The organism is Streptomyces sp. NPDC002032 (genome assembly GCF_042890765.1).
GTDB lineage: Bacteria > Actinomycetota > Actinomycetes > Streptomycetales > Streptomycetaceae > Streptomyces.
The window spans coordinates 434,870-459,271 of record NZ_JBIASM010000001.1 but is presented as its reverse complement, the minus strand read 5'-3'; the positions used below and the strand labels follow the sequence as shown (position 1 = coordinate 459,271).

The window sequence follows — 24,402 nt, the reverse complement described above, 5'->3', positions numbered from 1 at the left end:
CGGTCGCGTTCCGTCATCGGCGAGCTATAGGAATCATCGGCAGTTCACTCGGCTGGGGAATGCCCGCCGGAACTTCACGCACCGTGACACCGGGCGCCGGAGTCAGCTCCCACCGCGAAGCCACCGTCGCCAGCGCCGTCAGGATCTCCGCCACCGCGAAGGTGTCGCCGATGCACTTGTGCTGGCCCGCCCCGAACGGGACGTACCGGTGGTCCGTCGGGCGGTCGGCCGCGTCCTCGCGCCAGCGGTCCGGGTCGAAGACCGCCGGATCGCGGAACAGGGCCGGGTCCCGGTGCAACGCGTAGGGACTGTAGGCCAGTTCGGCGCCGGCGGGGATGGATATCCCGCCGAGGGTGAGCGGGACCAGGGCGCGCCGGGTGAAGAGCAGCGGCGAGTGCAGCCTGAGCGCCTCCTGGAAGACGCGGTTCGCGTAGGTCAGCCGGGACAGGTCCGTCGCCTGGACCGGCCCCTCCCCCACCACCTCGTCGACCTCCTCCTGGAGGCGCCGCTGCACCTCGGGGTGGCGGCCGAGTTCATGGAAGATCCAGGCCAGTGTGGTCGCCGAGGTCTCCGTACCGGCGAACATGATGGCGATCACCTCGTCGCGCACCTGCTCGGGGCTCATCGTGGCGCCGGTCTCGGCGTCCACGCTGGACAGCAGCAGCGACAGCAGGTCGTGGCGCCCCTCCTCCGCCGCCCCGTACTGCGCGATCACCTGGTCGATGATCGCGCGCAGCCGCGCGGCCGCCGCGTCGAAGCGGCGGTTGTGCGGAACGGGCAGCCGGTCCAGGGACTTGGGCATCACCGCGCGCAGCAGCATGCCCTCCAGGACGATCGGCAGCGAGCGGTGCACCTCCTCGACGGCGGGCCGGCTCAGGTCCCCCGAGAAGATCATCTCGGCGACCGAGGAAAGGGCGTACGTCCGGGTCTCGTTGACCATCGAGACCTCGCGGCCCGAGACCCAGGTGGAGGTCATCGCCCGCGCCTGGCGTCCCATCACCTCGGCGTACTCGGTGATGTGCCCACGGTGGAACGCCGGCTGCATCATGCGGCGCTGCTTGCGGTGGAAGTCGCCGTCGGTCGTCACGATGCCGTTGCCGAACATCGGGCGGAGCCGGTCGAAGACCCGGCCGCGGCCGAACCGCTGGGCCTGCTGGACGAGTACGGCGTGGACGTGGTCGGGGTCCGTGAGGACGTGCACGGGCCAGGTGCCGATGTCGAGCCGCACGATCCCGCCGTGGTCCCGCAGCGACTCCAGGAACGCGATCGGCTGCCGCCACAGCTGCAGCGCGTGGCCCAGGACCGGTAACCGCCCGGGGGCGACGGGGGCATCGACCACCGGACCGGGATGCTCCGCCTGTGCCATGGACCGACTCCCTGTCATGCCACCGAAACCAGGCCGGGGCGGGTGTACGCAGACTCCAGCCCGGCCGCGAACCGTTCGTCGCTGTACCGCGTGCACTCGTAACGCTGCCACAGATCCGCGCCGATGATCCAGTCCTCGTAGCTGCGCACGCACCGGGAGACGGCCGCGCGCACCTGTGGATCGGTCTCGCCACGGGCCTCCAGGGTCTCCTCCAGCAGCCGTTCGCCGGCCAGGTACTCCTCGATCCTGGCCTGGATGCGGCCCTCGACCTCGCGGACCGCCTCGGGGAGCGAGCAGCCCTCCCAGGAGGAGATGAGGGAGACGAGGTTGTTGTTGTCCCCGCAGGAGTACTCCTTGGGCAGGGAGAAGACGTCGTTGCCCCAGGAGATGACGTCCACCGCGCTCGCGATGAGCGCACGGTACTCGGGCAGGTCGTGGATGCGCTGGGGCACGTCCAGGCCGAGTCCGGCCTCGACCATGTCCATCATCGGAAACATCTGGGAGCTGTGCCGACGCATCAGCACGTAGTCCTGGACCGTGGGGCGTCCGCCCGCCCCGCGGTTGCCCGCCTCCTGGTCCAAAGACTGCAGCATGAGCGGGACATGGGCCCGGTAGCGGGCCGCGGGGCCCTCGGGCATGCCGTCGAGAATGCGGTCGCACAGGTCGATGAACCCGCTCACGAGCGGGTTGCGGCGGGCCGGGGCGCCGTCGGCCGTCCCCGTCTCCAGATAGGTGGTGATCGTGTCCACCACCGGTCGCCAGGCGGCGAGTTCACCCGTCCTGATGAGGTGGTCGTGCTGGTCGTCGAGGACGAACGACCACGCCATCCACTCGGCGAGCAGGACGACCTTCTCGAAGGGCACCTCACCGCTCACGCGTCCCGCGAGGTGACCGAAGCCGATCCCCGCGAATTGTTCGACCGCGTCGGTGACGAGTTCGTGGCGCACCACCCAGGTGGTGGCTTCCGCGTTGGCCCGCGCGGCCTGTGGATGCTTGGAGTTCCCGAACGGAAGGTGAAAATCGGGAACGGTGAAAGAGTCGAGCCGGGTCATTGATCCCCCCATGAAAGAGTCCGATTCGCCAATACCCGCTCACCTATACGATCGCGACCGTCGCGACCGCGTGAAGAGACCTCTCTGCTGCGGCATTGTCGCGGCAGCGAGATGCGGCTGTCGAAATGAAACCGGTCATGGAGCGACCAGATCCCGCCGACGCACGACCACATCAGGCCACCGTTGAACTAATTAACTCGCAGCCCGCAGCGTACTGTCAATGTAGGACGAGAGGAGAAGATGAATTAATCCGGAAAATACCGAAAGTGTATTCGCCCCGAATATGCGAGCGGCATACCCCGCGTCACTCGCGCCCCGCGGCCTACACTTCGAGTGGGTACGGCGTCCGGTATAGGTGGGAACGTGACCGGGAGCCGGTCGTGTCGGGCCCCTCGATCTCACCGGGAGACAACCATGAGGATGCTGATCAACACCGCGGACACGGTCGTCGCCGACGCGCTGCGCGGGATGGCGGCCGCCCACCCCGACCTCGACGTGGACGTCGAGCACCGGGTCATCGTACGGCGCGACGCGCGCGGCGGCGGCCGGGTCGGACTGGTCTCCGGCGGCGGCTCCGGCCACGAACCCCTGCACGGAGGGTTCGTGGGGTACGGGATGCTGTCGGCCGCCTGCCCCGGCGAGGTGTTCACCTCGCCCGTGCCGGACCAGATGCTGCGGGCGGCGGGCGCCGTCGAGTCCGGGCAGGGCGTGCTGTTCGTCGTCAAGAACTACACCGGGGACGTCCTCAACTTCCAGATGGCCGCGGAACTGGCCGAGGAGGACGGCGTACGGATCGAGCGGGTCCTCGTCAACGACGACGTGGCCGTCACCGACAGCCTCTACACCGCCGGCCGGCGCGGGACCGGGGCCACCCTCTTCGTCGAGAAGATCGCCGGAGCGGCCGCCGAGGAGGGCGCCCCGCTGGACCGGGTCGCGGCGGTCGCCCGCCAGGTCAACGAGTCCTCGCGCAGCTTCGGCGTCGCGCTCAGCGCCGTCACCACCCCGGCCAAGGGCAGCCCGACCTTCGACCTCCCCGACGGGGAACTGGAGTTGGGGATCGGCATCCACGGCGAGCCCGGCCGGGAGCGGCGGGCCATGATGACCTCGCGGGAGATCGCGGAGGTGGCGGTGGGCGCCGTACTGGACGACCTCGCGCAGTCAGGTCCGCTGGAGGGGCCGGTCCTGGCCCTCGTCAACGGGATGGGCGCGACGCCGCTGCTGGAGCTGTACGGGTTCCACGCGGAGGTGGCCCGGGTGCTGGAGGCGCGCGGCGTGCCGGTGGCGCGGGCGCTCGTCGGCAACTACGTGACCTCGCTGGACATGGCGGGCTGCTCGGTGACCCTGTGCCGCGCCGACGACGAACTGCTGCGGCTGTGGGACGCGCCGGTGCAGACGCCCGCGCTGCGCTGGGGCCGCTGAGGCCGGCGATGCGTAGGGTGGCGGGTGGGACCGTCCGAGCGGGTGCGAGACGAGGAGATCCGGTGCGTGACGCAGAGTTCTTCCGGCGCTGGTTGGAGGCCGCCACGGTGGCCGTGGAACGGGAAGCCGACCGGCTGACGGAACTCGACTCCCCCATCGGGGACGCCGACCACGGCAACAACCTGCTGCGCGGCTTCGTGGCCGTCCGCGCGGCACTGGGCGCGGCCGACGGGGTGACGCCGCCGGGCGGCCTGCTCCAGCTGGCCGGGCGGACGCTGATCTCCACCGTCGGCGGTGCTTCCGGGCCGCTGTACGGAACCCTGCTGCGCCGCACGGGCAAGGAGCTCGGCGACGCCGCCGAGGTCTCGGACGAAGCCCTGCGCGAGGCCCTGTACGCGGGCGTGGGCGCCGTGGCCCAGCTGGGCGGGGCGGCGCCCGGCGACAAGACCATGCTGGACGCGCTGGTACCGGGGGTTGCGGCGCTCAGCACCTCCTACGACGCCGCCGCGGACGCGGCCGAGAACGGCGCGCTGGCGACCACCCCGATGCTGGCCCGCAAGGGCCGCGCCAGTTACCTCGGGGAGCGCAGCGTCGGGCACCAGGACCCGGGGGCCACCTCGTCGGCGCTGCTGCTGCGCGCCCTCGCCGCGACCGCGGACGGCGACGCGTGAACGCCGGGCCCGTGGTCGGGATCGTCCTGGTGTCGCACAGCGCGCCTGTCGCCGAGTCGGTGGCGGAGCTGGCCCGCGGGCTGGCGGCCGGCGGGGCCGTGGCCCCGGTGGCGGCGGCGGGCGGCGGCCCGGACGGCGGCCTCGGGACGAACGCGGAACTGGTCCTCGCGGCCGCCTCGGCGGTGGACCGGGGAGCCGGGGTCGTGCTCCTCGCGGACCTGGGCAGCTCGGTGCTGACCGTCAAGGCGCTGCTGGCGGACGAGGAGCTCCCGCCCGGTTCCCGCCTCGCGGACGCCCCCTTCCTGGAGGGCGCGGTGGCGGCGGTGGTGGCCGCCTCGGCCGGAGCCCCGGCCGACGCGGTGGCGGCAGCCGCCGCGGAGGCCTACGGCTACCGCAAGGCTTGACCGCACCCCGGCGGGGCCGGGCGCCGCCGTGCCGCCCGGCTCCCGTCAGGGGCTCCCGTCAGGTCCCGTCAGGTCCCGTCGGGTCCCGTCAGGTCCCGTCAGGGGCTACGGGCGGCCGCGGAGGGTTTCGATCTCGCGGCGTTCGCGCTTGGTCGGCCGGCCCGCGCCCCGATCGCGGATGCCGACCACCGCGGCCTCCACCCGGGTGGGCGGCGGCGGGCTGTTGTCGACGAAGCACTCGGCGGCCACCGGGGGCCCGACCCGCTTGGCCACCGGCCGCCGGACCACGACGATCCGTTCGCGGCCCGCGTGGAAGAGCCGTACCTCGTCCCCCGCGCGCACCGGCTGCGCCGGCTTCGCGCGCTCCCCGTTGACCTTCACGTGGCCCGCCCGGCAGGCGGTGGCCGCGACCGACCGGGTCTTCGTCAGACGGACCGCCCAGATCCAGGCGTCCACCCGGGCGCTTCCCGTCTCCCTCACTGCATCAGCCATGCCCAGACCCTACCGATCCGCAGCGCCGGGCCGCCTCGCCGTAGCGGAACGACTTTTGGCGGATAAGACAACAGGCACGGCATCTGCGATGGAGATCCTCCCAAACGAATTGCAAATGCGCGATAAATGCCCCTACCTTGGCGCTCATGCAGTCCTACACCATCGGACAGGCGGCACGTCTGCTGGGCGTCAGCCCGGACACGGCCCGCCGTTGGGCCGACGCCGGCCGGGTCGCGACCCATCGCGACGAGGGCGGACGCCGCCTGATCAACGGCCGCGATCTGGCCGCCTTCTCCGTCGAGGTGGGGCAGGGCGCCCACACCGAGGACGGGGAGCCCTACACCTCGGCCCGCAACGCCTTCCCCGGCATCGTCACGGCCGTCAAGCTCGGCGACGTGGCCGCCCAGGTCGAGATCCAGGCCGGTCCCCACCGCCTGGTCTCGCTGCTCACCCGGGAAGCCGTCGAGGAACTCGGCCTGGAAGTCGGCATGCGGGCCACCGCCCGCGTGAAGTCGACCAGCGTGCACATCGACCGCACCTGATCCGGCCCGCCCCTTCGCACCCTTCGCACCTTCGCGCCCTCCCCATCTTCGTGCGTTCCATCCTTCCGCTCGTTCCCACCCGCTCCGCCCGTCCCCGGCGCGGGTCACCACCACGCGGTTCCGGCACCCGGCCGGACCGCCGACCCGACCGAGGAGCCCGACCCATGCCCGCGATACTGAACCGCCGCTGCGCCGCCGCCGTGCTGACCGCCGCCCTGCTGGTCCCCCTGTCCGCCTGCGGCAACGACAGCGGCAGCGTCGGCGAGAAGAAGGACGGCGCCGCGACCTCGCCGTCCGCGTCCGCCCCCGCCTCGCCCGAGGCGAAGGCCGCGAACCTCACCGTCCTCGCCGCCTCCTCCCTCACCGACGTCTTCAAGGCCGCCGGCGAGGCGTACCAGAAGTCCCACCCGGGCACGAAGGTCACCTTCTCCTTCGCCGGTTCGCAGGAGCTCGCCGCGCAGGTCAAGCAGGGGGCCCCGGCCGACGCGCTGGTCACCGCCGACACCAAGACCATGGACGGCCTCAAGGCCGAGACGAACGACGCCACCGTTATCGCGAAGAACCGTCTGGTCATCGCGGCCGGCAAGGGCAACCCGTTCAAGATCGACGAGCTGAAGGACCTGGCCGACCCCAAGCTGAAGGTCGTCCTCGCCGCGCCCGAGGTCCCCGTCGGCCGCTACAGCAAGCAGATCCTCGACGCCCAGAAGATCGAGGTGAAGCCGGTCTCGCAGGAGCCGAACGTCCGCGCCGTCCTGTCCAAGGTCGAACTGGGTGAGGCCGACGCCGGTCTCGTCTACAAGACGGACTCCGCCAAGTCCGGCCACAAGGTCGTCAGCGTCGAGATCCCGGACGACCAGAACGCCGTGGCCTCCTACCCGGCCGCCACGCTGAAGTCCTCCAAGAACGCCGAGGCCGCCGCCGCGTTCGTGACCTGGCTGAACAGCCCCGAGGCGCAGAAGATCCTCCAGGACGCCGGTTTCCAGAAGGCGTAACCGCCCCGACGGCCAAGGGGGCTGCCCGGTCCGGGGGGACGGGCAGCCCCCATCGCCGCGTCGGGCGTGCGCGTGTTCCCGCGCGCCCGCCCTCCCCCGGACGTGCCCCCGCGCGCCGCCGCGCCGCCCCGATCAGGAACCGGCCCCATGAGCAGACCCCGCACCCGCACCCGTCCGCCCCTGACGCTCGCGCTCCCCGCGCTGCTCGCCGTCGCGTTCCTGCTGCTGCCGCTGATCGGGATCCTCACCCGTACCGAGTGGCGGGATCTGGGCAGCCACCTCGGCAGCCCGGACGTGGTCCAGGCCCTCAAGCTGTCGCTGCTGGTGTCCCTCTGGGCGCTCGGGCTCTCCCTGCTGCTCGGCGTGCCGCTCGCCTGGCTGCTGGCCCGGGTCGAGTTCAAGGGCAAGGCCCTGGTGCGCTCCCTGGTGCTGCTGCCGATGGTGCTGCCGCCGACCGTCGGCGGTGTGGCCCTGCTGCTGGGCTTCGGCCGGCGCGGGCTGCTCGGCCCCTGGCTGGAGGACACCTTCGGCATCACCCTCCCCTTCCACACCTCCGGCGCCGTCGTGGCGGCCACGTTCGTGGCGATGCCCTTCCTGGTCATCAGCCTGGAGGGCGCGCTCGGCGGGCTCAAGCAGAGTTACGAGGAGACCGCGGCCTCCCTCGGCGCCTCGCCGGTCCGGGTGTTCTTCACGGTGACCCTGCCCATGGTGGCCCCCGGCCTGATCGCCGGAGCGGCCCTCACCTGGGCCCGCGCGCTGGGCGAATTCGGCGCGACCATCACTTTCGCGGGCAACCTGCCCGGCACCACCCAGACCCTGCCCCTCCAGGTGTACCTGCTCCTCCAGGACAAGCCGGAGGCCGCCACCTCGGTCTCCCTGCTGCTGCTCGCCATCGCCATGGGCGTGCTCGTCGCCCTGCGCGGCCGCTGGACCGGAACCCCCCTCGCCGGCCGGGACGCGGGCGCCGCGCGGCCGGCCGGGGCCCAGGAGGACCCGCCGCTGCCCCCGGTGACGGACGGCACGGACGGCACGGACGGCACGGACGGCACGGACGCCGCGGGCCGCCCGGCGGACACGGACGGCCGCTGGCCCCTGCACGCCGAGGTGACCGGCTTCAACGAGCTCACCCTCGACGCGGAGCCCGGCACCACCATCGCCGTCGTCGGCGAGAACGGGGCCGGCAAGACCACCCTGCTGCGGGCCCTGCTCGGCCTGACCCCGCGCGCCCACGCCGAGCTGCGCCTCGGGGACACCGATGTCACCGCGCTGCCCCCGCACCGCCGCCAGGTGGCGTGGGTGCCGCAGGACGGTGCGCTGTTCCCGCACCTGACGGCGCTGGGCAACACCGCGTACGGGCTGCGCGCCCGTGGCGTCGGGCGCGCCGGGGCCCGCCGTGAGGCACGCGCCTGGCTGGACCGGCTCGGCGTCGGCGACCTCGCCCACCGCAAGCCCGCCCAGCTGTCCGGGGGGCAGGCGCAGCGGGTGGCCCTCGCCCGGGCGCTGGCCGCCCGGCCCCGGCTGCTGCTGCTCGACGAACCCCTGGCCGCCCTCGACCAGACGACCCGGGCCCACGTCCGGCACACCCTGCGCCGCCACCTCGCGGGCTTCGGCGGGGTCTGCCTCATCGTCACCCACGACCCCGTCGAAGCCGTCTCCCTGGCCGACCGGGTCCTCGTACTCGCCGACGGCCGCACCCTCCAGGACGCCGCTCCGGCCGAAGTCACCCGCCACCCCCGCTCCCCGTGGGTGGCCCGGATGCTCGGCCGCAACGCCTGGCCCGGCACCGCCACCCCGGACGGCCTCCGGCTCGCGGCGGGCGGCCGGCTGGTGGTGGCGGAGGCCCTGCCCGAGGGGACCCGGGCGCTGGCGATCATCCCCCCGGAGGCCGTGTCGCTGTACCGGGAGCGCCCGGGCGGCAGTCCGCGCAACGTCTGGCCCGGCACCGTACGGGAGATCACCTCGGTCGGCAGCAGGCTGCGCGTGCTCGTCGGCTCGGCGGAGGTCCCCGACCTGGTCGCGGAGATCACCCCGGAATCGGCCGCCGAACTGGGCGTGGCCGACGGCGCCGGGCTCTGGACGAGCGTGAAGGCCACCGAGATCACCCTCGTGGCTCTCTAGACCGTCTCCGGCCTGCGGGAACACGGACGCAACGCTTTGGACGGGGGCTCGGGACTGGCATATGTTCGGTGCGGCCGCCCGGGCTCCCGTCCGCGAAGGCCCGTGCCCGTTCAGCCCGTGCCCGATCAGCCCGTGCCCGATCAGTCCGCTGCCGTTCCGTCCGTTCCCGTGGGGGGTCCTCCGTCATGTCCTTCAGCGCGCCCGGCTCACCGCCCCCGCAGCCTCCGGCCGGTCCGCCGGCGTACGGCGCCGCGCCGTACGGGGCCGCGCCGTCCGCTCCGCCGGTGTACGGGGCTCCGTACCCGGCCGGGCCCGCGCCCTACGGGTACCCCTCCCCGCCGCCCGCCGTCGAGGTGCTGCGCTCCCCCCGGGGTCTCGCGGTCACCGTGGCGGTCCTGCTCGGCGTGGCGGCGCTGACCGCCGTGCTGGGGACCGCGGCCGACCTGTACACGTGGTCGCTGATGAAGGACGTGCGGGCCGACCCCTTCAAAGTCGCGCAGAGCACCCTGGAGGGCGCCGACGTCCTCACCTCGCTCGCCGGCGGGTTCCAGGGCCTGGCGCTGCTCGCCACGGCGGTCGTGTTCGTCATCTGGTTCCACCGGGTGCGGGTCAACGGCCAGATCTTCAACCCCGGCGCCTTCACCCGGTCGAGCGGCTGGGCCATCGGTGCCTGGTTCATCCCCGTCGGGAACCTCTTCCTGCCCTACGGGATCGCCGCGCAGACCTGGGCGGCGAGCGTGCAGCTCGGCCCCGACGGCTCCTTCCGGCGGTACTCGACGGCCCCGCTGACCGCCTGGTGGGTCCTGTGGGTCCTCTCCCGGGTCCTCGACGCGGTCGGCACCGCGCTCGGCAGCCGGGCGGAGAACCCGGAGGCCCTCGGCACCGTGTCCGCCCTGGGCGCGTTCACCGGGCTGACGTCGGTCGCGGCGGCCGTGATGGGCATCGTCTTCGTGCTGAAGCTGACCGCCCTGCAGAGCGTGAAGGCGGCACAGGGCCCGTACGCCGCCGTCTGACGGGACGCCTGACGGCCCGTCTGACGGGCGGGGGGCTCAGGCCCGTGCGGGCGGGGCTTCCCGCTCCGGGACGGCGAACTCGCACCACACCGACTTCCCCCCGCCCCGGGGCTCCACGCCCCAGTCGTCCGCGAGCCGGTCCACCAGCAGCAGGCCGCGGCCGGACACCGACCAGTCGTCCGCCTCACGGCGGCGCGGCAGGGCGCTGCTCAGGTCCTCGACCTGGACCCTGATGCGGCCCTCCGCGGTCAGCCGCAGGCTCAGCGTCCCGCCGCCGTCGGTGTGCACGAGGGCGTTGGTCATCAGTTCGTCCGCCGCCAGCACGATCTCGTCGGCGCGTTCCCGGGCGCCCCAGGCCGCCGCCGCCGCCCGCACCAGGTGCCGGGCCATGGCCGGGCCGGCGGGGTCGCCGGGCGTGAGGTGCTGGGACAGCGGGCCGCCACCGCGCGGGGCGGGGGTGCCGCGGCGCCGGAGCAGGAGCAGGGCCATGTCGTCCCCGCCACCCGCGTCGCCGACGAGGTCGCACAGCACGTCGGCGAGTTCCTCGACGTCGGTGGGCCCCTCGCGGGCGGCTTCGAGGAACTCCCGCATGCCGGTCTCCGCGTCCGCGCCGTGCCGCTCCAGCAGCCCGTCCGTGCAGAGCAGCAGGGTGTCGCCGGGGTGCAGTTCCAGGCTGGTGACGGGATAGCCGGAGCCGGTCCCCGGCTCGTCGCGCGGCGGCAGCCCGAGCGGGAGGCCGCCCGCCACCTGGAGCCGGTGGCAGCTGCCGTCGCCGCGCCGCACGACGGGGTCGAGGTGGCCGGCCCGGACCAGGTGCAGCGCACCGGTGGTCAGGTCCACCTCGGCGTACGTGCAGGTGGCGAAGCGTTCGGTGGCCAGGTCGCGCAGGAAGGCGGAGGCCCGAACCATCGCCGTACCCGGCGTGTGGCCCTCCAGCACGTACGCGCGCAGGACGATCCGCAGCTGGCCCATGACGGCCGCCGCGTCGGTGTCGTGTCCTTCGACGTCGCCGATCATCACCCCGACCCGGCCCTCGCCGAGGGGGATCACGTCGTACCAGTCGCCGCCGATGTCCCGGCCCATCCGGGCCGCCCGGTACCGTACGGCGATCCGCGCGCCCGGCACCTCCGGGATCCGGCGCGGCAGCATGGCCCGCTGGAGGCCCTCGGCGAGGTCGTGCTCCTGCTCGAAGAGGATCGCCCGCTGGAGGCTCTGCGCGATGCCGCTGCCCAGGGCGACGAGGAGGTTGCGCTCCTCGTCGGTGAAGTCGCCCTCCCGGGTGTAGAGCAGGCCGAGGGCGCCGACGGCCCGGCCCTGGGCGATCAGCGGCAGGTACACCCCGCTGCGCACGGCGAGCGGCTCGATGTAGGGCCACAGCTCCGGGTAGCGGCGGCGGAACTGCTCGCGCGAGGCGATGAAGACGGGCCGCAGGTTCCGTACGGCCTCGCTCATCGGGAATTGCGCGTCGATCCGCGTGTACTCGGTCTCGGGTACGTACGAGCCCAGCCGGCCTTCCGCGACCAGGTGGATGCGGGCGCCGTCGACGACGCCGAGCATGACGCTCACGGCGCCGAGGTGGCCCAGGGCCTCGGGGTCCTTGAGGACGTCGGTCACGTCGTTGACGGTGCGGGCGTGGGCGAGGATCGCGGTGGTCCGCTCGACGACCCCGGTCATCCGGCGGCGTCCCTCGTCCCGCTCCCCGGCGGCGCCCGGCTCGCCAGGGTCCTCGGCGGCGTCGCGGAGGATCCCGATGACGCGGTACGGGCGTCCGTCCGGATCCCGCAGGACGCTTCCCTGGACGTGGGTCCAGGCGGCGGCGCCGTCGCGGCGGACGCTGCGGAAGTAGGCCCCGTAGTGGCTGCGCCCGTTCTCGAGGGCCCGCTCCACGCGCCGTTCCAGCCGGGGCCGCTCGCCCGGCAGGACCCGGGCCAGCAGTCCTTCCCACGTCCCGTCGAACTCCTCCGGGCGCAGGTGGAGGACCTCGAGCGCGGTGGCGTCCAGGTGCATCCGCTCGCTGTCGAGGTCCCAGTCGAACGTGCCCATGCGGTTGAGCGCGAGGCTCAGATCGGGCCGCGCGGGCCAGTCGACCTCGGGGGTGGGTCCCCGCTGGTCCATGCAGACAAGGGTCTCACCGATACCCCGTACCCGGCGCGCCGTGGCTCCGGCCCGGGCCCGGTCGCCTAGCCGGCCGGGGGCACCGGCGGGGAGGACGGTTCGAGGGCGGCGGGCGGGCCGGTGGAGGGACCGGCCGACGGGCCGGTGGGCGGAGCCGTGGACGGGCCGGCCGGGGTCGCCGGCCCGCTCGGCGTGCCCGTGTCGGGCGGGCCCGTGTCCGGCCCGGGTGATGTGGCGGGGCCGTCCGGGGCGAGCGGGCGCTTCGGGGTGTCCGGGGGGCTCTCGGAGGGGGGCGTCGCCGTCGCGGTGTCGTCCGGCGTGCCGGTCGGGGTGCCGGTGCCGGGGGGCGAGGTGGCGGTGGAGGGCGGCTGGGTCGAGGGCGTGCCGGTCGGCGGGGCCGGCGGCGACGGGGTGAACGGGGCCGGGGGCGGCGGAACGGGCCGGTCCGGCTTCGGGGCGGCGCCCGGGTCGCGCTCGTACCAGCGGTGGTTCCGGGGGTCGTAGATCACGATCTTCTGCACGACCGTCACCGACGGTGCGATCACGACGACCTGCGACGGCCGGTACGCGGGCCAGGGCTGCCCGGACCGCTTCGGGTCCGCGGGCAGGGCGACCGGGGCGCCGAGCGGGTTCCCGCAGGCGCAGCGCACCCTCGGGACCCCCCGGTCGTCCACCAGTACGGCCGTCCCGGCCTGGAGCACCGCCTGGTACGGGGTGGCCCGGCCGTCGCGGAAGCCGTGGTTGGTGACCCGGGTGTCGGTCCGCAGCTGGACGGGGGTCAGGGCGCGCAGGTGGCCGGGTACGGAGGCCGGGGCGATGCCGAGGGCCGCGGCGAACGCGGCGTTCTTGGCGGGCTGGGCGGACAGCGCCCGGATCTGCCGCTCCACGTCACAGCTGGCGAGGTCCTTGGTGCCGCCGTAGAGGCCCGGCGCGGCGCCGCTGACGCTGCGCGTGACGCTCGGGCCGGTGCCCGTCGGGGTGGGGGCCGGGCTCCGGCCCTGCGGGGGCGGGAGGTTCTGCCGCGCGGCGGTGGACTCCGTGAACGGATCACGGCCCGGCTCGGCGGCCGGCTGGAGGAACACCTCGGCCGCCGCCTTCTGGGTGGATCCCCCGCCGCCGGGCCGGGTCAGCACCACGACCAGCGCGGCCACCGCGGCGAGCGCGACGACCGCCGCCGCGAGCCGGGGGCCGGACCGCCACCACGGCCCGGGCCCTCCCGGCGGCTTCCCTCCGGGCGGTCCGCCGCCGCCCGGTCCGCCGGGCGGCGCGGGCGGCGGCGGAGCGCCCGGGGGGCTCTGCCCGCCGTCCGAGAGCGGACCGGAGGGCGGCCCGCTGGGTCGCCCGGACGCGGGCCCGCCCGACGGCGGCTGCGACCGGGGCGGCTGGTGGGGCTGCGGCGGCCGTTCGCCGGAGGGCTGGGTGGTCACGGGCTCTCCTCCCCGAGCGGCGGAACCCGGTGGTTCTACTCGCCGACTGTCCGGAATCAACTGGTTCGCTCGCTCTTGCGGACCATTGTGTGCGTCCGCCCGGTGGCTGCCGCAAGCCGGAGGTGTCACGGTGAGCGGGTGAGCCGTACCTCTCCGCACGCCTGGCGTGACGCGCTCGTCGCCGCCGTGGCGGGTTTCGCGGCGATGACCGCGGTGGCCGCGGCCGGCCTGGCCTGTGCCGGGGCGGGCGGCCTGCCGGGGGGCGCGTTCCCCCGGGTGGTCGCGGCGGTCGTGGTGATGGCGGCGGGCGGCACCGTCGAGGTCTCGGGCCAAGCCGGAGTGCTGGGCGGGGCGCAGGCGGACCTGTCGGTGATGCCGCTGTCGGTCACCCTCGCCGGGGCGCTCACCACCGGCCCGCTGTTCCTGCGCCCGCTGCGCGGCCGGGCGGTGGCGGAGTCCCGGGAACTGCTGCTGCGGGCCGGCCGGCTGGCCCTGCTCTGGCTGGTGCTGCTCACCCTCTTCGGACTCCTGGCCCGGTGGACCTTCGCCGTGTCCCCGCTCGGCGACCTCGGCGACCTCGGCGACCTCGGCGACCTCCTGGACGCCTCCCCCACCGTGGGCTTCCGGACCGCGCTGCCCGCCACCCTGCTCCTCGGACTCCTCTGGATCCTGGGCCTGTTGCTGATCACCCTGCTGGTCTCGCGCCGCGCCCCGCTGCCCACCGGCCTGGTGCGCTTCCACACGGCGGTGCGCCCGTCCGCCCACGCCACCGCCGTGCTGCTGCTCGCCTGCGTCGGCCTCGGGCTGGCCGTCGGCCTGGTGACGGCCGCCACCCAAGGCCACGCCGCCCGCACCCTGGCGGTGCTCCTGCTCGGCCTGCCCAACCTCGCCTGGCCCGCGCTCACCCTCGGATTCGGCGGCGCCTGGCACGGCCGGGTGGAGGGACCGTTCGGCCTTCCGGTGCCGCAGTTGCTGGACCGGGTCCTGCGCGGCCCCGGCCCGTCCCAGGTGGACGTGGCCTCGCTCGCCCGGCAGGACCCCCGGGCGTGGTGGCTGGTCGCGGTGACCGTCGTCCTGCTGCTCGGCACGGGCGTCCTGGCGGCCCTGCGTTCCCCGGCCCGCGTACGGCCCTGGCAGCACGCGCTCCGCCTCGGGGCGGCCCTGGCCCTGGCCACCCTGACGGTCTGCCTGCTGGCCGGGGTCCGGGCCCGCTTCGGCCTCTCCGTCCTCGGCATCGGCGATCCGTCCGCCCTCGGCGGCACGGTGGAACTCACCGCCGACCTCTGGCGCACCACCGCCCTGGCCCTCCTCGCCGGCGCCGCCGCCGGCTGCCTCGGCGCCCTGGCCACCCGCCGCCGCGCCCCCGACCGGCAACCCGACCGGCAACCCGACCCGGAACCGGACCGGCCCTGAGGGCGGACGCCCCGCCCTACGGCCGCCCGCGGAACACCGGCAGGGCCCAGTGCGGGGGTGGGGGGCAGGCGGGGGGCGCGGCCGTGTGGCGCAGGGCCGTGGTGAAGGAGAGGCAGGTGGGCCAGCGGTCGTCCGGGGCCTTCGCGAGGGCCTTCGCCAGGACCCCGTCCACCGCGGGCGGCAGGTCCGGGCGGTGGGAGGTCGGCGGGGGCGGCGGGTCGTACTGGTGGGCCCAGAGCAGGGCCAGGTCGTCGTCGCGGCGGAACGGCGGGCTCCCGGTGAGCATCTCGTACACCACGCAGCCCAGGCCGTACACGTCGCAGCGGCCGTCCACCGGCTTCCCGGAGATCTGCTCGGGCGCGACGTAGTCCAGGGTCCCGACGAACTGGCCGACCGTCGTGAACCCGGTCAGGGACAGGGACTTCTTCGTCAGCCCGAAGTCCGTCAGGTACACGTGCTCGGGGTGTTCGCCGTCGGTGCCCTCCGCGACGAGGACGTTGCCGGGTTTGACGTCCCGGTGGACCAGGCCGTGCGCGTGGGCGGCGTCGAGCGCCGAGGCAACCTGGGCCGCGATCCGCGCCGCCGTCGCCACGGGCAGCGGCCCCGTGCCGTCGAGCAGGGCGCGCAGGTCCCGGCCGGGGACGTAGCGCATGGCGATGTACAGCAGCCCGTCGGCCTCACCGGCCTCGAAGACCGGCACGATGTGCGGGTGGTCGATGGCGGCCGCCACCTTCGACTCGTGCGCGAAGCGCTGCCGGAAGGTGTCGTTGCGGGCCAGCTCCGGCGCCAGCACCTTCAGCGCGACGGTGCGGTCGAGGCGCAGGTCGCGCGCGCGGTAGACGACGGCCATGCCGCCGCGCCCGATCTCGGCCTCCGGCAGGTACCCCGCGATCGGCCGGCCGAGCAGATCGGCGGCGCCCATCAGGGGCCGCCCGGGCGGGGCGGGTCCACCACGCGCGTGGGCGGATGCGGTTCTTCCCGTACGCCGGCCCGTGGCGCGGCGTCGCCCTCCCCCGGCGGCGGCTGCGGCGCGGGCGGAGCTCCCGGTCCCGCGTCGACGGCGTAGGTGCCGAGGCGGCCCCCCTCCCCGTACATCCACCGTCCCGCCGCGGCGTCGTAGACCCACACCGACTCCCCGTCGATCACGACCCCGGCCCGCAGGCCCCGTACGGCGCCGCGGAACCCGTCGGCGGGCCCGCCCGCGGCCTGCCGGTAGCGTTCGAGGGCGTCGGCGGTGCCGGCGAGCAGGGGCTCGGGGTCCTCGGTCCGGTCGAGGGGGCGGCCCGCGGTGGGCGGGGGCTGCGGCACGGCCACCAGGAGCCGGCCGTCGACCCACGCGGACCAGCCGTTGGAGCAGAGGACCTCCCCCCAGTCCCCCTGCCGGGAGAGCAGGCGCACGGGGAGGAGGGGGTCCAGGGGCGCGGTCGGCCGGTCCGCGCCGGGTGCCTCCCAGGCGGGCAGGCCGTCCTGCGGGACCACGTGCGTGGGGTGGAACGCGGCGTCGGGGCCGCCGTCCGGGGTGGTCATCGCCCGGGCCTACTTCCGCATGACCGCGGGCTCGTGCCGCCGCAGCAGCCGCGCGACCAGCACCCCGAACAGGACGGACAGGGCCACGAGCATGCCCACGTTGAGCAGCCAGACCCCGGCGGAGTGCGCGAAGAGGGGGTCGTCGGTGAGCGGGCCGGGCACGATCCGGCGGAGGTCGACCGTGCCGGCCATCGCGCCGAGCGCCCACCGGGAGGGGACCAGCCAGGCCAGCTGTTCGATCACCGGTACGCCGTCGAGCCGGAGCAGCGCGCCGCAGAAGACGACCTGCACGATGGCGAGGAGGACCAGCAGCGGCATGGTGACCTCCTCCTTGCCGACCAGGGCGGAGACGAGCAGGCCGAGCATCATGGCGGTGAAGGACAGCAGGGCGACGGCGAGGGTGATCTCGGCGAGCGGCGGCAGGAACACCCCGGTGCTGCCGGGCGGGCCGAGCCGGACGCCGAAGAGTCCGACGAGGGTCAGGACGACGGCCTGGGCCACGGTGATCGTGCCCAGCACCACCACCTTGGACATCAGGTACGCGGACCGCGACAGTCCGACGGCCCGTTCCCGGCGGTAGATCGCCCGCTCCTTGACCAGCTCGCGCACCGCGTTGGCGGCGCCCGTGAGGACGCCGCCCACGCACAGGATGAGCAGGGCGTTGATCGCCGTCTCCCGGGTGAAGGCGCTGCCGGCCAGGGCGCGGGCCATGGCGCCCATGACGAACGGCAGCGCGACCATGATGGCGAGGAAGGTGCGGTCGGCGCCGAGCGCGGCGGCGTAGCGGCGGACCAGGGTGGAGAGCTGGGAGCCCCAGCTCTGCGCCTTGGGCGGTGCGGGGGGCGCGGACGGCGCGGCGGGCTCGGGGGCGGTGCCCGCGGGGCCGGGCGCGCCGCCGCCGGGCAGGGGCGTACGGGGTGCGGCGGCCGCGTAGGTCCGGTGCTGCGGGGAGGCGGCGTAGCGGCCCGCCCAGTCGCGGTCCCGCTCGTTCTCGAAGGCTTCGAAGGCCTCGGGCCACTGGTCGAAGCCGAAGAAGCCGAGGGCGTCGGCGGGCGGCCCGTACCAGGCGACGCGGCCGCCGGGGGCGAGCACCAGCAGCCGGTCGCAGACGTCGAGGCTCAGGACGCTGTGGGTGACGACGATGACGGTGCGCCCGTCGTCGGCGAGCCCGCGCAGCATGTGCATGACGGAGCGGTCCATGCCGGGGTCGAGGCCGGAGGTGGGCTCGTCGAGGAAGAGCAGGGAGGGTTTCGTCAGCAGTTCCAGGGCGACGGAGACGCGCTTGCGCTGTCCGCCGGAGAGGGTGTGGATGGGCTGGTCGGCGCGCTGGCCGAGGCCGAGTTCGCCGATCACCTCTTCGACGCGGGACCGGCGTTCGGCCTTGCCGGTGTCCTGCGGGAAGCGCAGTTCGGCGGCGTAGCCGAGGGCCCGGCGGACGGTGAGCTGGGCGTGCAGGATGTCGTCCTGGGGGACGAGGCCGATGCGGCCGCGGAGTTCGGCGTAGTCGCGGTAGAGGTCGCGCCCGTCGTAGAGGACGCTGCCGTGGTCGGCGGGGCGCAGCCCGGTCAGGGCGCCGAGCAGGGTGGACTTCCCGGCGCCGCTGGGGCCGACGACGGCGAGCAGGCAGGAGGCGCCGACGGGGAAGGAGACGTGGTCGAGGAGGGTCTTGCGGCCGTGGTCGACGGCCACGGCGAGGTCCTGTACGTCGAGGGAGACCTCTCCGGTGTCTACGTACTCCTGGAGCTGGTCGCCGACGAGGCAGAAGGCCGAGTGGCCGATGCCGACGATGTCGCCCTCCGCGACGGGGGCCCGGTCCACGCGGACGCCGTTGAGGAAGGTGCCGTTGTGGCTGGAGAGGTCGGCGATCTCGTAGCTGCCGTCGGGAAGGGAGCGCAGTTCGGCGTGCCGGCGGGAGACGGTCAGGTCCTCGACGACGAGGTCGCCGGCGGGGTCGCGGCCGATCCGCAGGGTGGTGCGGGCGGGGACCGGACGGACGCTGGTGGGCCGCCGGAAGGTGCCGGTCCGCTCGGGGTGCGGGACGGGGGCCGCGGGCCGTGCGGAGGCGCGGACGGCTGTGCGGGCCGCAGCGCGGGTGGTGGCGCGGGCCGACAGGACGACGCGGGGGCCGTCCAGGGCGCTGCCGAAGCGCAGCTCGCTGCCGGGGCCGACCGTCCAGGCGTGCACGCGGTGGCCGTCCGCCCAGGTTCCGTTGGTGCTGTCCTCGTCCTCGACGGTCCAGTGGTCCCCTTCGGGGCGCAGGACCGCGTGGTGCCAGGAGACGCGGGCGTCGTCGAGGCAGATCTCGCAGAGGGGGTCGCGGCCGACGTGGTAGGTCCGGCCCGGGCTCATGTCGGTCGAGCCCCTGGCGGTTTCGAGGACGAGTTCGGGCGCGGTGTCCGCACCGGGGCGCTGCACCATGGGCTGATTTTCCCACGGCCGGCCCCGTCCGGCACGGGCAGCGTCTCCGCAGGTCAGAGGGGGCTTAAAGGGAATGACAACGGTCCCCGTTGCAGCCTTTGCCGATCGCGCCGCGGTGCGCTTCACTTCACGCGTCGGAACCGAACAGACGGGGGAATGCCATGACCGGGCACGACCGGGCGGACGCGCACACGCACGAGGACGGCGCCGCGGGCCACGGGCACGCCGGGCACAGCCACGGTGTCGGCCCGGACGCCGACCGCCGCTGGCTGGGCATCGCGCTCGCCCTGATCGGCGGCTTCATGGCCATCGAGGTGGTCATCGGCGTGATGGCCCAGTCGCTGGCCCTGATCTCCGACGCGGCGCACATGCTCACCGACGCCGTCTCGATCGTGCTCGCCCTGATCGCGATGCGGCTGGCGGCCCGGCCGGCGCGCGGCGGGTTCACGTACGGCCTCAAGCGGGCCGAGATCCTCTCCGCCCAGGCGAACGGGCTGACCCTGCTGCTGCTGGCGGTCTGGCTGGCGTACGAGGCGGTGCGCCGGCTGATCGACCCGCCCCAGGTCGAGGGCGGGCTGGTGCTGGTGACGGCGCTGGCCGGGATCGTGGTGAACGTCGCGGCGGCCTGGTGCATCTCGCGCGCCAACCGGTCCTCCCTGGCCGTGGAGGGCGCCTACCAGCACATCCTGAACGACCTGTACGCCTTCATCGGGACGGCCGTCTCCGGTCTGATCGTGCTCACCACCGGTTTCGCGCAAGCGGACGCGATCGCCACGCTCGTGGTGGTGGTGCTGATGGTGAAGGCCGGCTACGAGCTGGTGCGCGAGTCCGGGCGGATCTTCCTGGAGGCCGCCCCGGCGCACATGGACCCGGACGCGGTCGGCGACCGCCTGGTGGGACACCCGCCGGTCACGGAGGTGCACGACCTGCACATCTGGACGATCACCTCGGGGCAGGCGGCCCTGTCCGCGCACGTGCTGGTGGAGCCGGCCGGCGACTGCCACGCGGTGCGCCGGGACCTGGAGCGGCTGCTGGAGAAGGAGTACGGGGTCACCCACACCACCCTCCAGGTGGACCACCGGCAGGAGCCGCTGCTGTCGGTCGGCCGGGCGGGCGAGGAGCCGGGCGGTGAGGACCCGCACTGCGCGGACGCGCACGGTCCGGTGCACCGGGAGGGCCCGCACGCGCACTGAGCGGCGCCCGGCGGGGCATACATGAACCCATGACGGAGCCGAAGAGGCACAAGCGCAGCGCCGGCCTGCTGCTGTTCCGCCGCACGCACGGCCCAGGCGCCACGGACGGCGCGACCGGGTCTTCCGCGGCAGGCGTGGAAGTGCTGCTCGGGCACATGGGCGGCCCCCTCTGGGCGAGCCGGGACGCGGGCGGCTGGGCGATCCCCAAGGGCGAGTACGGGCCCGAGGAGACACCGCGGGACGCGGCCCGCCGGGAGTTCACGGAGGAGATCGGGCTGCCGCCTCCGGAGGGCGAGTACCTGCCGCTGGGCGAGCTGCGGCTCGGCAGCGGGAAGCTGGTCACCGTCTGGGCGGTCGAGGCGGACCTCGACCCGGCCCTGATGGTGCCGGGGACCTTCACCATGGAGTGGCCCCCGCACTCGGGGCGGGAGCAGGAGTTCCCGGAGCTGGACCGGGTGGCCTGGTTCGCTCCACCCATGGCCCGAAACAAGCTGATTACCGGTCAGATTCCTTTCCTGGAGCGCCTGTTGGCCCTGCTGGAGGGTTGACCTGACCTTTACTTGCCAACAAACCCCACCTGCATGGACATTGCACATATGACGAGCGTCGTGCTGGTGGGAACCCTGGACACCAAGGGTGTCGAGTACGGCTGGCTGCGCGAGAGGCTGCTGCGCGCCGGCGTCGAGGTGGTACTGGTCGACACGGGGATCATGGGAGAGCCCCGGGTGAGCGCCGACGTGCCGCGCGAGGAGGTGGCCCGGGCGGCCGGTACGGATCTGGCCCGGCTGCGGGCGGCCGCCGACCGGGGCGCGGCCGTGACGACGATGGCCCGGGGCGCCGAGGCGGCCCTGCTGGCCCTGCACGCCGAGGGCCGCCTGCACGGGGTGCTCGCGATCGGGGGCAGCGGGGGCACCTCGATCGCGACGCGGGCCATGCGGGCACTGCCGCTCGGCGTACCGAAGGTGATGGTCTCGTCCATGGCGTCCGGGGACGTGGCCCCGTACGTCGGATCCGCGGACATCACGATGATGTACAGCGTGGTGGACATCGCGGGGATCAACAGCGTCTCGGCCCCGGTCCTGGCGAACGCCGTGGAGGCCGTCGCCGGGATGGCCAAGGGGTTCCAGCGCGCCTCCATGGAACTGCGCCGGCCGGCCCGGCTGGGGGCGGGCGCGCGGCCGCTGGTCGCGGCGAGCATGGCGGGCGTGACCACGATCGGGGTGGACGCGGCCCGGGAGCGGCTGACCGAACTCGGCTACGAGGTGCTGGTCTTCCACTCCAGCGGCACCGGCGGGCGCACCCTGGAGACCCTGGCCGGGCAGGGGATCTTCGCCGGGGTGCTGGACCTGACCCTCAGCGAGCTCGCCGACGACCTGTGCGGCGGCATCCTCACCGCCGGTCCCGACCGGCTCAGCGCGGCCGGGCGGGCCGGAATACCGCAGGTGGTGAGCCTGGGGGCGCTGGACATGGTGAAGTTCGGGCCGCTGGAGAGCCTGCCCGAGCGGGCCCGCTACCGCCGGGTCCGCATCCACAACCCGTCGATCACGGTGATCCGTACGACGGAGTCCGAATGCGCGGAACTCGGCCGCCGGGTCGCCGCGAAGCTGCGCGCGGCCACCGGGCCGACGGCGGTCTGCCTGCCCCTGCGCGGGCTGTCCACGCTGGGCGCGCCGGGCGGTCCGTACCACGATCCCGGCGCGGACCGGGCGCTGTTCACGGCGCTGCGCGAGGGGCTGCGCGGGAGCACCGCCCGCCTCTACGACTACGACACGCACATCAACGACCCGGCCTTCGGGCGGGCGGCCGCCGACCGGCTGCACACCATGATCGGGGCGGTCTCGGCCGCGGCCTGACCACCGGCGGGTGTCCGGGTGCCGGACGCCCGGCGGGGTTGGGAACCGGCCGTGTCGGAAACCGTGTCCTGTGGGGTGCCGGTCGGGGGACGACCGGCGGCCGCCCTCGGGGGCCGGCGACGCCACGGACGGGGGCGGACGATGGAGAACGGCTGGACGGTGCCCGGCTACGCCGAGGTACGGGAGCTCGGCGCGGGCGGCAGCGGCCGCGTCGTGCTCGCGGTGCACGCGGCCACCGGCACGGCGGTCGCGGTGAAGTACCTGTCCGAGCGGCTGCGCCGGGACCCCGCCTTCGTCCGCGAGTTCCGGGCGGAGGCCCGGCTGCTGGGCGGGCTCGGATCCCCGTACGTGGTGGGCCTGTACGAGTACGTGGAGGCGCCGGGCGGCGCCGCGATCGTCATGGAGCTGGTCGACGGGATCTCGCTGCGCGCGGTCCTGCGGGAATCGGGCCGGGCGGAGCCGGAAGCGGCGCTGGTGGTGCTGAAGGGCTCCCTCCTCGGGCTGGCCGCGGCCCACCGGGCGGGGGTCGTGCACCGGGACTACAAGCCGGAGAACGTGCTGGTCGCCCCGGACGGTTCCTCCAAGCTGGTCGACTTCGGCATCGCGGCGGGCCGCGGCACCACCCCCGGCGTGGCCGGCACCCCCGCCTACATGGCGCCCGAGCAGTGGCAGGGGCAGCCCGCCTCGCCGACCGCCGACGTGTACGCGGCCACCGCGACCTTCTTCGAGTGCCTGACCGGGCGCAAGCCCTACGACGGGGAGAACTTCGCGGAGCTGGCCGTCCAGCACATCGAGGCCCCGGTCCCGGAGACCGAGGCCCCCGAGCCGGTGCGGCCGCTGATCCGCCGGGGCCTGGCCAAGCGGCCCGAGCAGCGGCCGGAGAACGCCGAGGCCTTCGTGACGGAGCTGGAGGCGCTGGCGGTGGCCGCGTACGGGCCCGCGTGGGAGGAGCGCGGGCAGCGCAAACTGGCCGCGCTGGCGGCGCTGCTGCCCCTGCTGTTCCCTTCGGCGGGCGCCGCCGGGGCGGGCACCACGGCCGTGGCCACCACCTCGGTCGGACGGGCCGCCGGCTGGGAGCCGGGCCGCGCCGGGTGGTTCGCGGCCGGGCTGGCCCTCGTCCTGGGCGCGGTGCTGGTGCTGACCACCGACGCCGTCGGGGGCACCCCGGACGGGGCCTCGGCGCTCAGCGCGTTCGCCACCACCAGCGCGGCCCCGCCGGGGCCGGCGGCGCCCGCCCCGGGGCCGTCCGCGTCCCCGTCGGCCTCCGCGTCCGCCTCCCCCGGCGCCTCCCCGAGCCCCCCGGTCTCCCCCGGGCCCTCGCTCTCCCCGTCGCCGACGCCCCCGCACCCGGCGAGTCCGAGCCCCTCGCCGACGCCGACGGGCGAGCCGACCGTGTCCTGGTCGCCGACGCCCACGCCGACGCCCTCCCCCACCCTGCGCGTGACCGGCGTGGACGTCTCCCTCAAGCCCGGGGTCTACCGGGGCGACGCCGCCGTCTCCGTCACCGCCCGGGGCAGCGGGCCGGTCACCGTGGTCCTGCAGTGGTACCTCGGCTCCGCACAGGGTTCCTACGCGGTGCCCGACGGCACGGACACCTTCGTCGTGCAGGCCGGGTCCCTCGCCCCGGTGGTCCGCTCGCACTCCTTCTCCCGGGGCCGGGGCTGCTTCGGCGGCGTCCGCGTCACCACGCAGCCGGCCGCCGCCACCGGTGCCGCCTCCGACTCTCAGCCGCTGCCGCGCTGCCAGGACCAGGAGGTGCCGCGATGAGCGGGCCCCGCGCGCCGCAGCCGGCCGCCGCGGGCGACGACGACGGGTACAGCGCCACCGTCCTCGGCAGCCACTGGTTCACCGGGCCGCCGCCGCCCGAGGACGCCGCGCCCGACCGGGTGGAGGGGTCCGTCCTGCGCTTCGGGCCGGGGGTGACGGCCGCGATGCCGGCCCCGTTCCCGGTGGCGCCCGTCGTGGCCCGGCGGGTCCGGCGGCCGGGGGGCGGCTGGCGCCGGTACACCCTCGCGGCCGTGGTGCTCGCGCTGGTGCTGGCCTGGCTGGGCTGGCAGCGGTTCGGGCCGTCGGTCGTCGTCCGGCACGTGGCGGTCACCACCGACCCGGCGGGTCCCGGCTGCGATGCGGCCGCCGATGTGGTGGCCGTCGTACACACGAACGGGCGGCCCGGGACCCTCACCTACCGCTGGGTCCGCAGCGACGGCACCCGGTCGGACGAGCTGACCGAACGGGTGCCGAGCGGGCGCGGGGAGGCCACGCTGCACCTGCTGTGGACCTTCAAGGGGACGGGCAGCTACCCGGCGCGGGCCGAACTCCAGCTGATCTCACCGGCCGTGCGGTCCGCCGCGGCGGAGTTCACCTACAGCTGCCGCCCGTAGCGGGCG

At 74.9% G+C, this 24,402-nt stretch carries 21 protein-coding genes; 13 read left to right on the top strand and 8 right to left on the bottom strand.

The window, feature by feature from the left end:
- Positions 1-13: 13 nt before the first annotated feature.
- Entirely contained in the window at positions 14-1,366 is a 1,353-nt protein-coding gene (locus tag ACFYYT_RS01775) for a cytochrome P450 (protein ID WP_351824848.1), read from the bottom strand.
- A gap of 14 nt (positions 1,367-1,380) precedes the next feature.
- Complete coding sequence (locus tag ACFYYT_RS01770) at positions 1,381-2,418, bottom strand: lyase (protein WP_351824851.1); 1,038 nt, start codon at positions 2,416-2,418, stop codon at positions 1,381-1,383.
- A 414-nt stretch (positions 2,419-2,832) separates the two neighbouring features.
- Between ACFYYT_RS01770 and dhaK the strand changes: the two genes are divergently transcribed.
- The 3 genes from dhaK to ACFYYT_RS01755 all read left to right on the top strand — a co-directional run bounded on the left by dhaK (position 2,833) and on the right by ACFYYT_RS01755 (position 4,912).
- On the top strand, positions 2,833-3,837 hold the full coding sequence (dhaK, locus tag ACFYYT_RS01765) for a dihydroxyacetone kinase subunit DhaK (protein WP_351824854.1): 1,005 nt from the start codon (positions 2,833-2,835) through the stop codon (positions 3,835-3,837).
- A 62-nt stretch (positions 3,838-3,899) separates the two neighbouring features.
- Positions 3,900-4,508, top strand: a complete 609-nt coding sequence (gene dhaL, locus ACFYYT_RS01760) for a dihydroxyacetone kinase subunit DhaL (RefSeq protein ID WP_351824856.1) — start codon at positions 3,900-3,902, stop codon at positions 4,506-4,508.
- Positions 4,505-4,912 (top strand): PTS fructose transporter subunit IIA, encoded by a 408-nt coding sequence (locus ACFYYT_RS01755; RefSeq protein WP_351824858.1) that lies wholly within the window; start codon positions 4,505-4,507, stop codon positions 4,910-4,912. The genes dhaL and ACFYYT_RS01755 overlap by 4 nt, the downstream gene beginning before the upstream one ends.
- 105 nt (positions 4,913-5,017) lie before the next feature.
- Here ACFYYT_RS01755 and ACFYYT_RS01750 read toward each other — a convergent pair whose 3' ends face one another.
- Entirely contained in the window at positions 5,018-5,404 is a 387-nt protein-coding gene (locus ACFYYT_RS01750; RefSeq protein ID WP_351824861.1) for an RNA-binding S4 domain-containing protein, read from the bottom strand.
- Positions 5,405-5,550: 146 nt separating this feature from the next.
- On the opposite strand from ACFYYT_RS01750, the gene ACFYYT_RS01745 reads away from it, so the two are divergent.
- From ACFYYT_RS01745 to ACFYYT_RS01730, 4 genes are all read left to right on the top strand, one after another.
- Positions 5,551-5,946 carry a helix-turn-helix transcriptional regulator gene (locus ACFYYT_RS01745; protein WP_351824864.1) on the top strand — a complete coding sequence of 132 codons (396 nt, stop codon included), beginning with the start codon at positions 5,551-5,553 and terminating at the stop codon, positions 5,944-5,946.
- 164 nt (positions 5,947-6,110) lie between these two features.
- A complete protein-coding gene (gene modA, locus ACFYYT_RS01740) occupies positions 6,111-6,938 on the top strand; it encodes a molybdate ABC transporter substrate-binding protein (protein ID WP_351824867.1) in 828 nt (275 codons plus the stop codon).
- Positions 6,939-7,085: 147 nt separating this feature from the next.
- Entirely contained in the window at positions 7,086-9,056 is a 1,971-nt protein-coding gene (locus ACFYYT_RS01735; RefSeq protein ID WP_351824870.1) for an ABC transporter permease, read from the top strand.
- Positions 9,057-9,241: 185 nt separating this feature from the next.
- The gene (locus ACFYYT_RS01730) at positions 9,242-10,069 is read left to right on the top strand and encodes a DUF4328 domain-containing protein (RefSeq protein WP_351824873.1); all 828 of its coding nucleotides are present in this window, start codon (positions 9,242-9,244) and stop codon (positions 10,067-10,069) included.
- Between the two features lie 36 nt (positions 10,070-10,105).
- Here the strand turns inward: ACFYYT_RS01730 and ACFYYT_RS01725 are convergent, their stop codons facing one another.
- Positions 10,106-12,184 carry a SpoIIE family protein phosphatase gene (locus tag ACFYYT_RS01725; protein ID WP_351824876.1) on the bottom strand — a complete coding sequence of 693 codons (2,079 nt, stop codon included), beginning with the start codon at positions 12,182-12,184 and terminating at the stop codon, positions 10,106-10,108.
- A gap of 65 nt (positions 12,185-12,249) precedes the next feature.
- Positions 12,250-13,611, bottom strand: coding sequence for a DUF6777 domain-containing protein (locus ACFYYT_RS01720; RefSeq protein ID WP_351824879.1), 1,362 nt, complete (start codon positions 13,609-13,611; stop codon positions 12,250-12,252).
- A gap of 138 nt (positions 13,612-13,749) precedes the next feature.
- Here ACFYYT_RS01720 and ACFYYT_RS01715 point away from each other — a divergent pair, with 138 nt between their 5' ends.
- Positions 13,750-15,024, top strand: a complete 1,275-nt coding sequence (locus ACFYYT_RS01715) for a streptophobe family protein (protein WP_351824882.1) — start codon at positions 13,750-13,752, stop codon at positions 15,022-15,024.
- A gap of 16 nt (positions 15,025-15,040) precedes the next feature.
- Here ACFYYT_RS01715 and ACFYYT_RS01710 read toward each other — a convergent pair whose 3' ends face one another.
- Genes ACFYYT_RS01710 through ACFYYT_RS01700 form a run of 3 tightly spaced genes read right to left on the bottom strand, consistent with a single transcriptional unit; the run spans position 15,041 to position 18,969 of the window.
- Positions 15,041-15,946 carry a serine/threonine-protein kinase gene (locus tag ACFYYT_RS01710; protein WP_351824885.1) on the bottom strand — a complete coding sequence of 302 codons (906 nt, stop codon included), beginning with the start codon at positions 15,944-15,946 and terminating at the stop codon, positions 15,041-15,043.
- On the bottom strand, positions 15,946-16,551 hold the full coding sequence (locus tag ACFYYT_RS01705; protein ID WP_351824888.1) for a hypothetical protein: 606 nt from the start codon (positions 16,549-16,551) through the stop codon (positions 15,946-15,948). The genes ACFYYT_RS01710 and ACFYYT_RS01705 overlap by 1 nt, the downstream gene beginning before the upstream one ends.
- A 9-nt stretch (positions 16,552-16,560) precedes the next feature.
- Entirely contained in the window at positions 16,561-18,969 is a 2,409-nt protein-coding gene (locus ACFYYT_RS01700; protein ID WP_351824891.1) for an FHA domain-containing protein, read from the bottom strand.
- A gap of 161 nt (positions 18,970-19,130) precedes the next feature.
- On the opposite strand from ACFYYT_RS01700, the gene ACFYYT_RS01695 reads away from it, so the two are divergent.
- The 5 genes from ACFYYT_RS01695 to ACFYYT_RS01675 all read left to right on the top strand — a co-directional run bounded on the left by ACFYYT_RS01695 (position 19,131) and on the right by ACFYYT_RS01675 (position 24,396).
- On the top strand, positions 19,131-20,162 hold the full coding sequence (locus tag ACFYYT_RS01695; protein WP_351824894.1) for a cation diffusion facilitator family transporter: 1,032 nt from the start codon (positions 19,131-19,133) through the stop codon (positions 20,160-20,162).
- Between the two features lie 29 nt (positions 20,163-20,191).
- On the top strand, positions 20,192-20,710 hold the full coding sequence (locus ACFYYT_RS01690; protein ID WP_351824895.1) for an NUDIX domain-containing protein: 519 nt from the start codon (positions 20,192-20,194) through the stop codon (positions 20,708-20,710).
- A 48-nt stretch (positions 20,711-20,758) separates the two neighbouring features.
- Positions 20,759-22,015: a Tm-1-like ATP-binding domain-containing protein gene (locus tag ACFYYT_RS01685; protein ID WP_351824898.1), complete on the top strand. Its 1,257-nt coding sequence runs from the start codon at positions 20,759-20,761 to the stop codon at positions 22,013-22,015.
- A gap of 141 nt (positions 22,016-22,156) precedes the next feature.
- On the top strand, positions 22,157-23,782 hold the full coding sequence (locus ACFYYT_RS01680) for a serine/threonine-protein kinase (RefSeq protein ID WP_351824901.1): 1,626 nt from the start codon (positions 22,157-22,159) through the stop codon (positions 23,780-23,782).
- The gene (locus tag ACFYYT_RS01675; RefSeq protein ID WP_351824903.1) at positions 23,779-24,396 is read left to right on the top strand and encodes a hypothetical protein; all 618 of its coding nucleotides are present in this window, start codon (positions 23,779-23,781) and stop codon (positions 24,394-24,396) included. Before ACFYYT_RS01680 ends, ACFYYT_RS01675 begins: the two co-directional genes overlap by 4 nt.
- The last annotated feature ends 6 nt before the right edge of the window (positions 24,397-24,402 follow it).

Excerpts from the sequence above, each read along its gene's own strand:
- ACFYYT_RS01730 (WP_351824873.1), top strand. The coding sequence starts at position 9,242 with ATGTCCTTCAGCGCGCCCGGCTCACCGCCCCCGCAGCCTCCGGCCGGT.
- ACFYYT_RS01705 (WP_351824888.1), bottom strand. The coding sequence starts at position 16,551 with ATGACCACCCCGGACGGCGGCCCCGACGCCGCGTTCCACCCCACGCAC.
- ACFYYT_RS01770 (WP_351824851.1), bottom strand. The coding sequence starts at position 2,418 with ATGACCCGGCTCGACTCTTTCACCGTTCCCGATTTTCACCTTCCGTTC.
- ACFYYT_RS01775 (WP_351824848.1), bottom strand. The coding sequence starts at position 1,366 with ATGGCACAGGCGGAGCATCCCGGTCCGGTGGTCGATGCCCCCGTCGCC.
- ACFYYT_RS01675 (WP_351824903.1), top strand. The coding sequence starts at position 23,779 with ATGAGCGGGCCCCGCGCGCCGCAGCCGGCCGCCGCGGGCGACGACGAC.
- ACFYYT_RS01745 (WP_351824864.1), top strand. The coding sequence starts at position 5,551 with ATGCAGTCCTACACCATCGGACAGGCGGCACGTCTGCTGGGCGTCAGC.
- ACFYYT_RS01735 (WP_351824870.1), top strand. The coding sequence starts at position 7,086 with ATGAGCAGACCCCGCACCCGCACCCGTCCGCCCCTGACGCTCGCGCTC.
- ACFYYT_RS01710 (WP_351824885.1), bottom strand. The coding sequence starts at position 15,946 with ATGGGCGCCGCCGATCTGCTCGGCCGGCCGATCGCGGGGTACCTGCCG.
- ACFYYT_RS01750 (WP_351824861.1), bottom strand. The coding sequence starts at position 5,404 with ATGGCTGATGCAGTGAGGGAGACGGGAAGCGCCCGGGTGGACGCCTGG.
- ACFYYT_RS01685 (WP_351824898.1), top strand. The coding sequence starts at position 20,759 with ATGACGAGCGTCGTGCTGGTGGGAACCCTGGACACCAAGGGTGTCGAG.
- ACFYYT_RS01700 (WP_351824891.1), bottom strand. The coding sequence starts at position 18,969 with ATGGTGCAGCGCCCCGGTGCGGACACCGCGCCCGAACTCGTCCTCGAA.
- ACFYYT_RS01725 (WP_351824876.1), bottom strand. The coding sequence starts at position 12,184 with ATGGACCAGCGGGGACCCACCCCCGAGGTCGACTGGCCCGCGCGGCCC.
- ACFYYT_RS01690 (WP_351824895.1), top strand. The coding sequence starts at position 20,192 with ATGACGGAGCCGAAGAGGCACAAGCGCAGCGCCGGCCTGCTGCTGTTC.
- ACFYYT_RS01695 (WP_351824894.1), top strand. The coding sequence starts at position 19,131 with ATGACCGGGCACGACCGGGCGGACGCGCACACGCACGAGGACGGCGCC.
- dhaK (WP_351824854.1), top strand. The coding sequence starts at position 2,833 with ATGAGGATGCTGATCAACACCGCGGACACGGTCGTCGCCGACGCGCTG.
- ACFYYT_RS01680 (WP_351824901.1), top strand. The coding sequence starts at position 22,157 with ATGGAGAACGGCTGGACGGTGCCCGGCTACGCCGAGGTACGGGAGCTC.
- modA (WP_351824867.1), top strand. The coding sequence starts at position 6,111 with ATGCCCGCGATACTGAACCGCCGCTGCGCCGCCGCCGTGCTGACCGCC.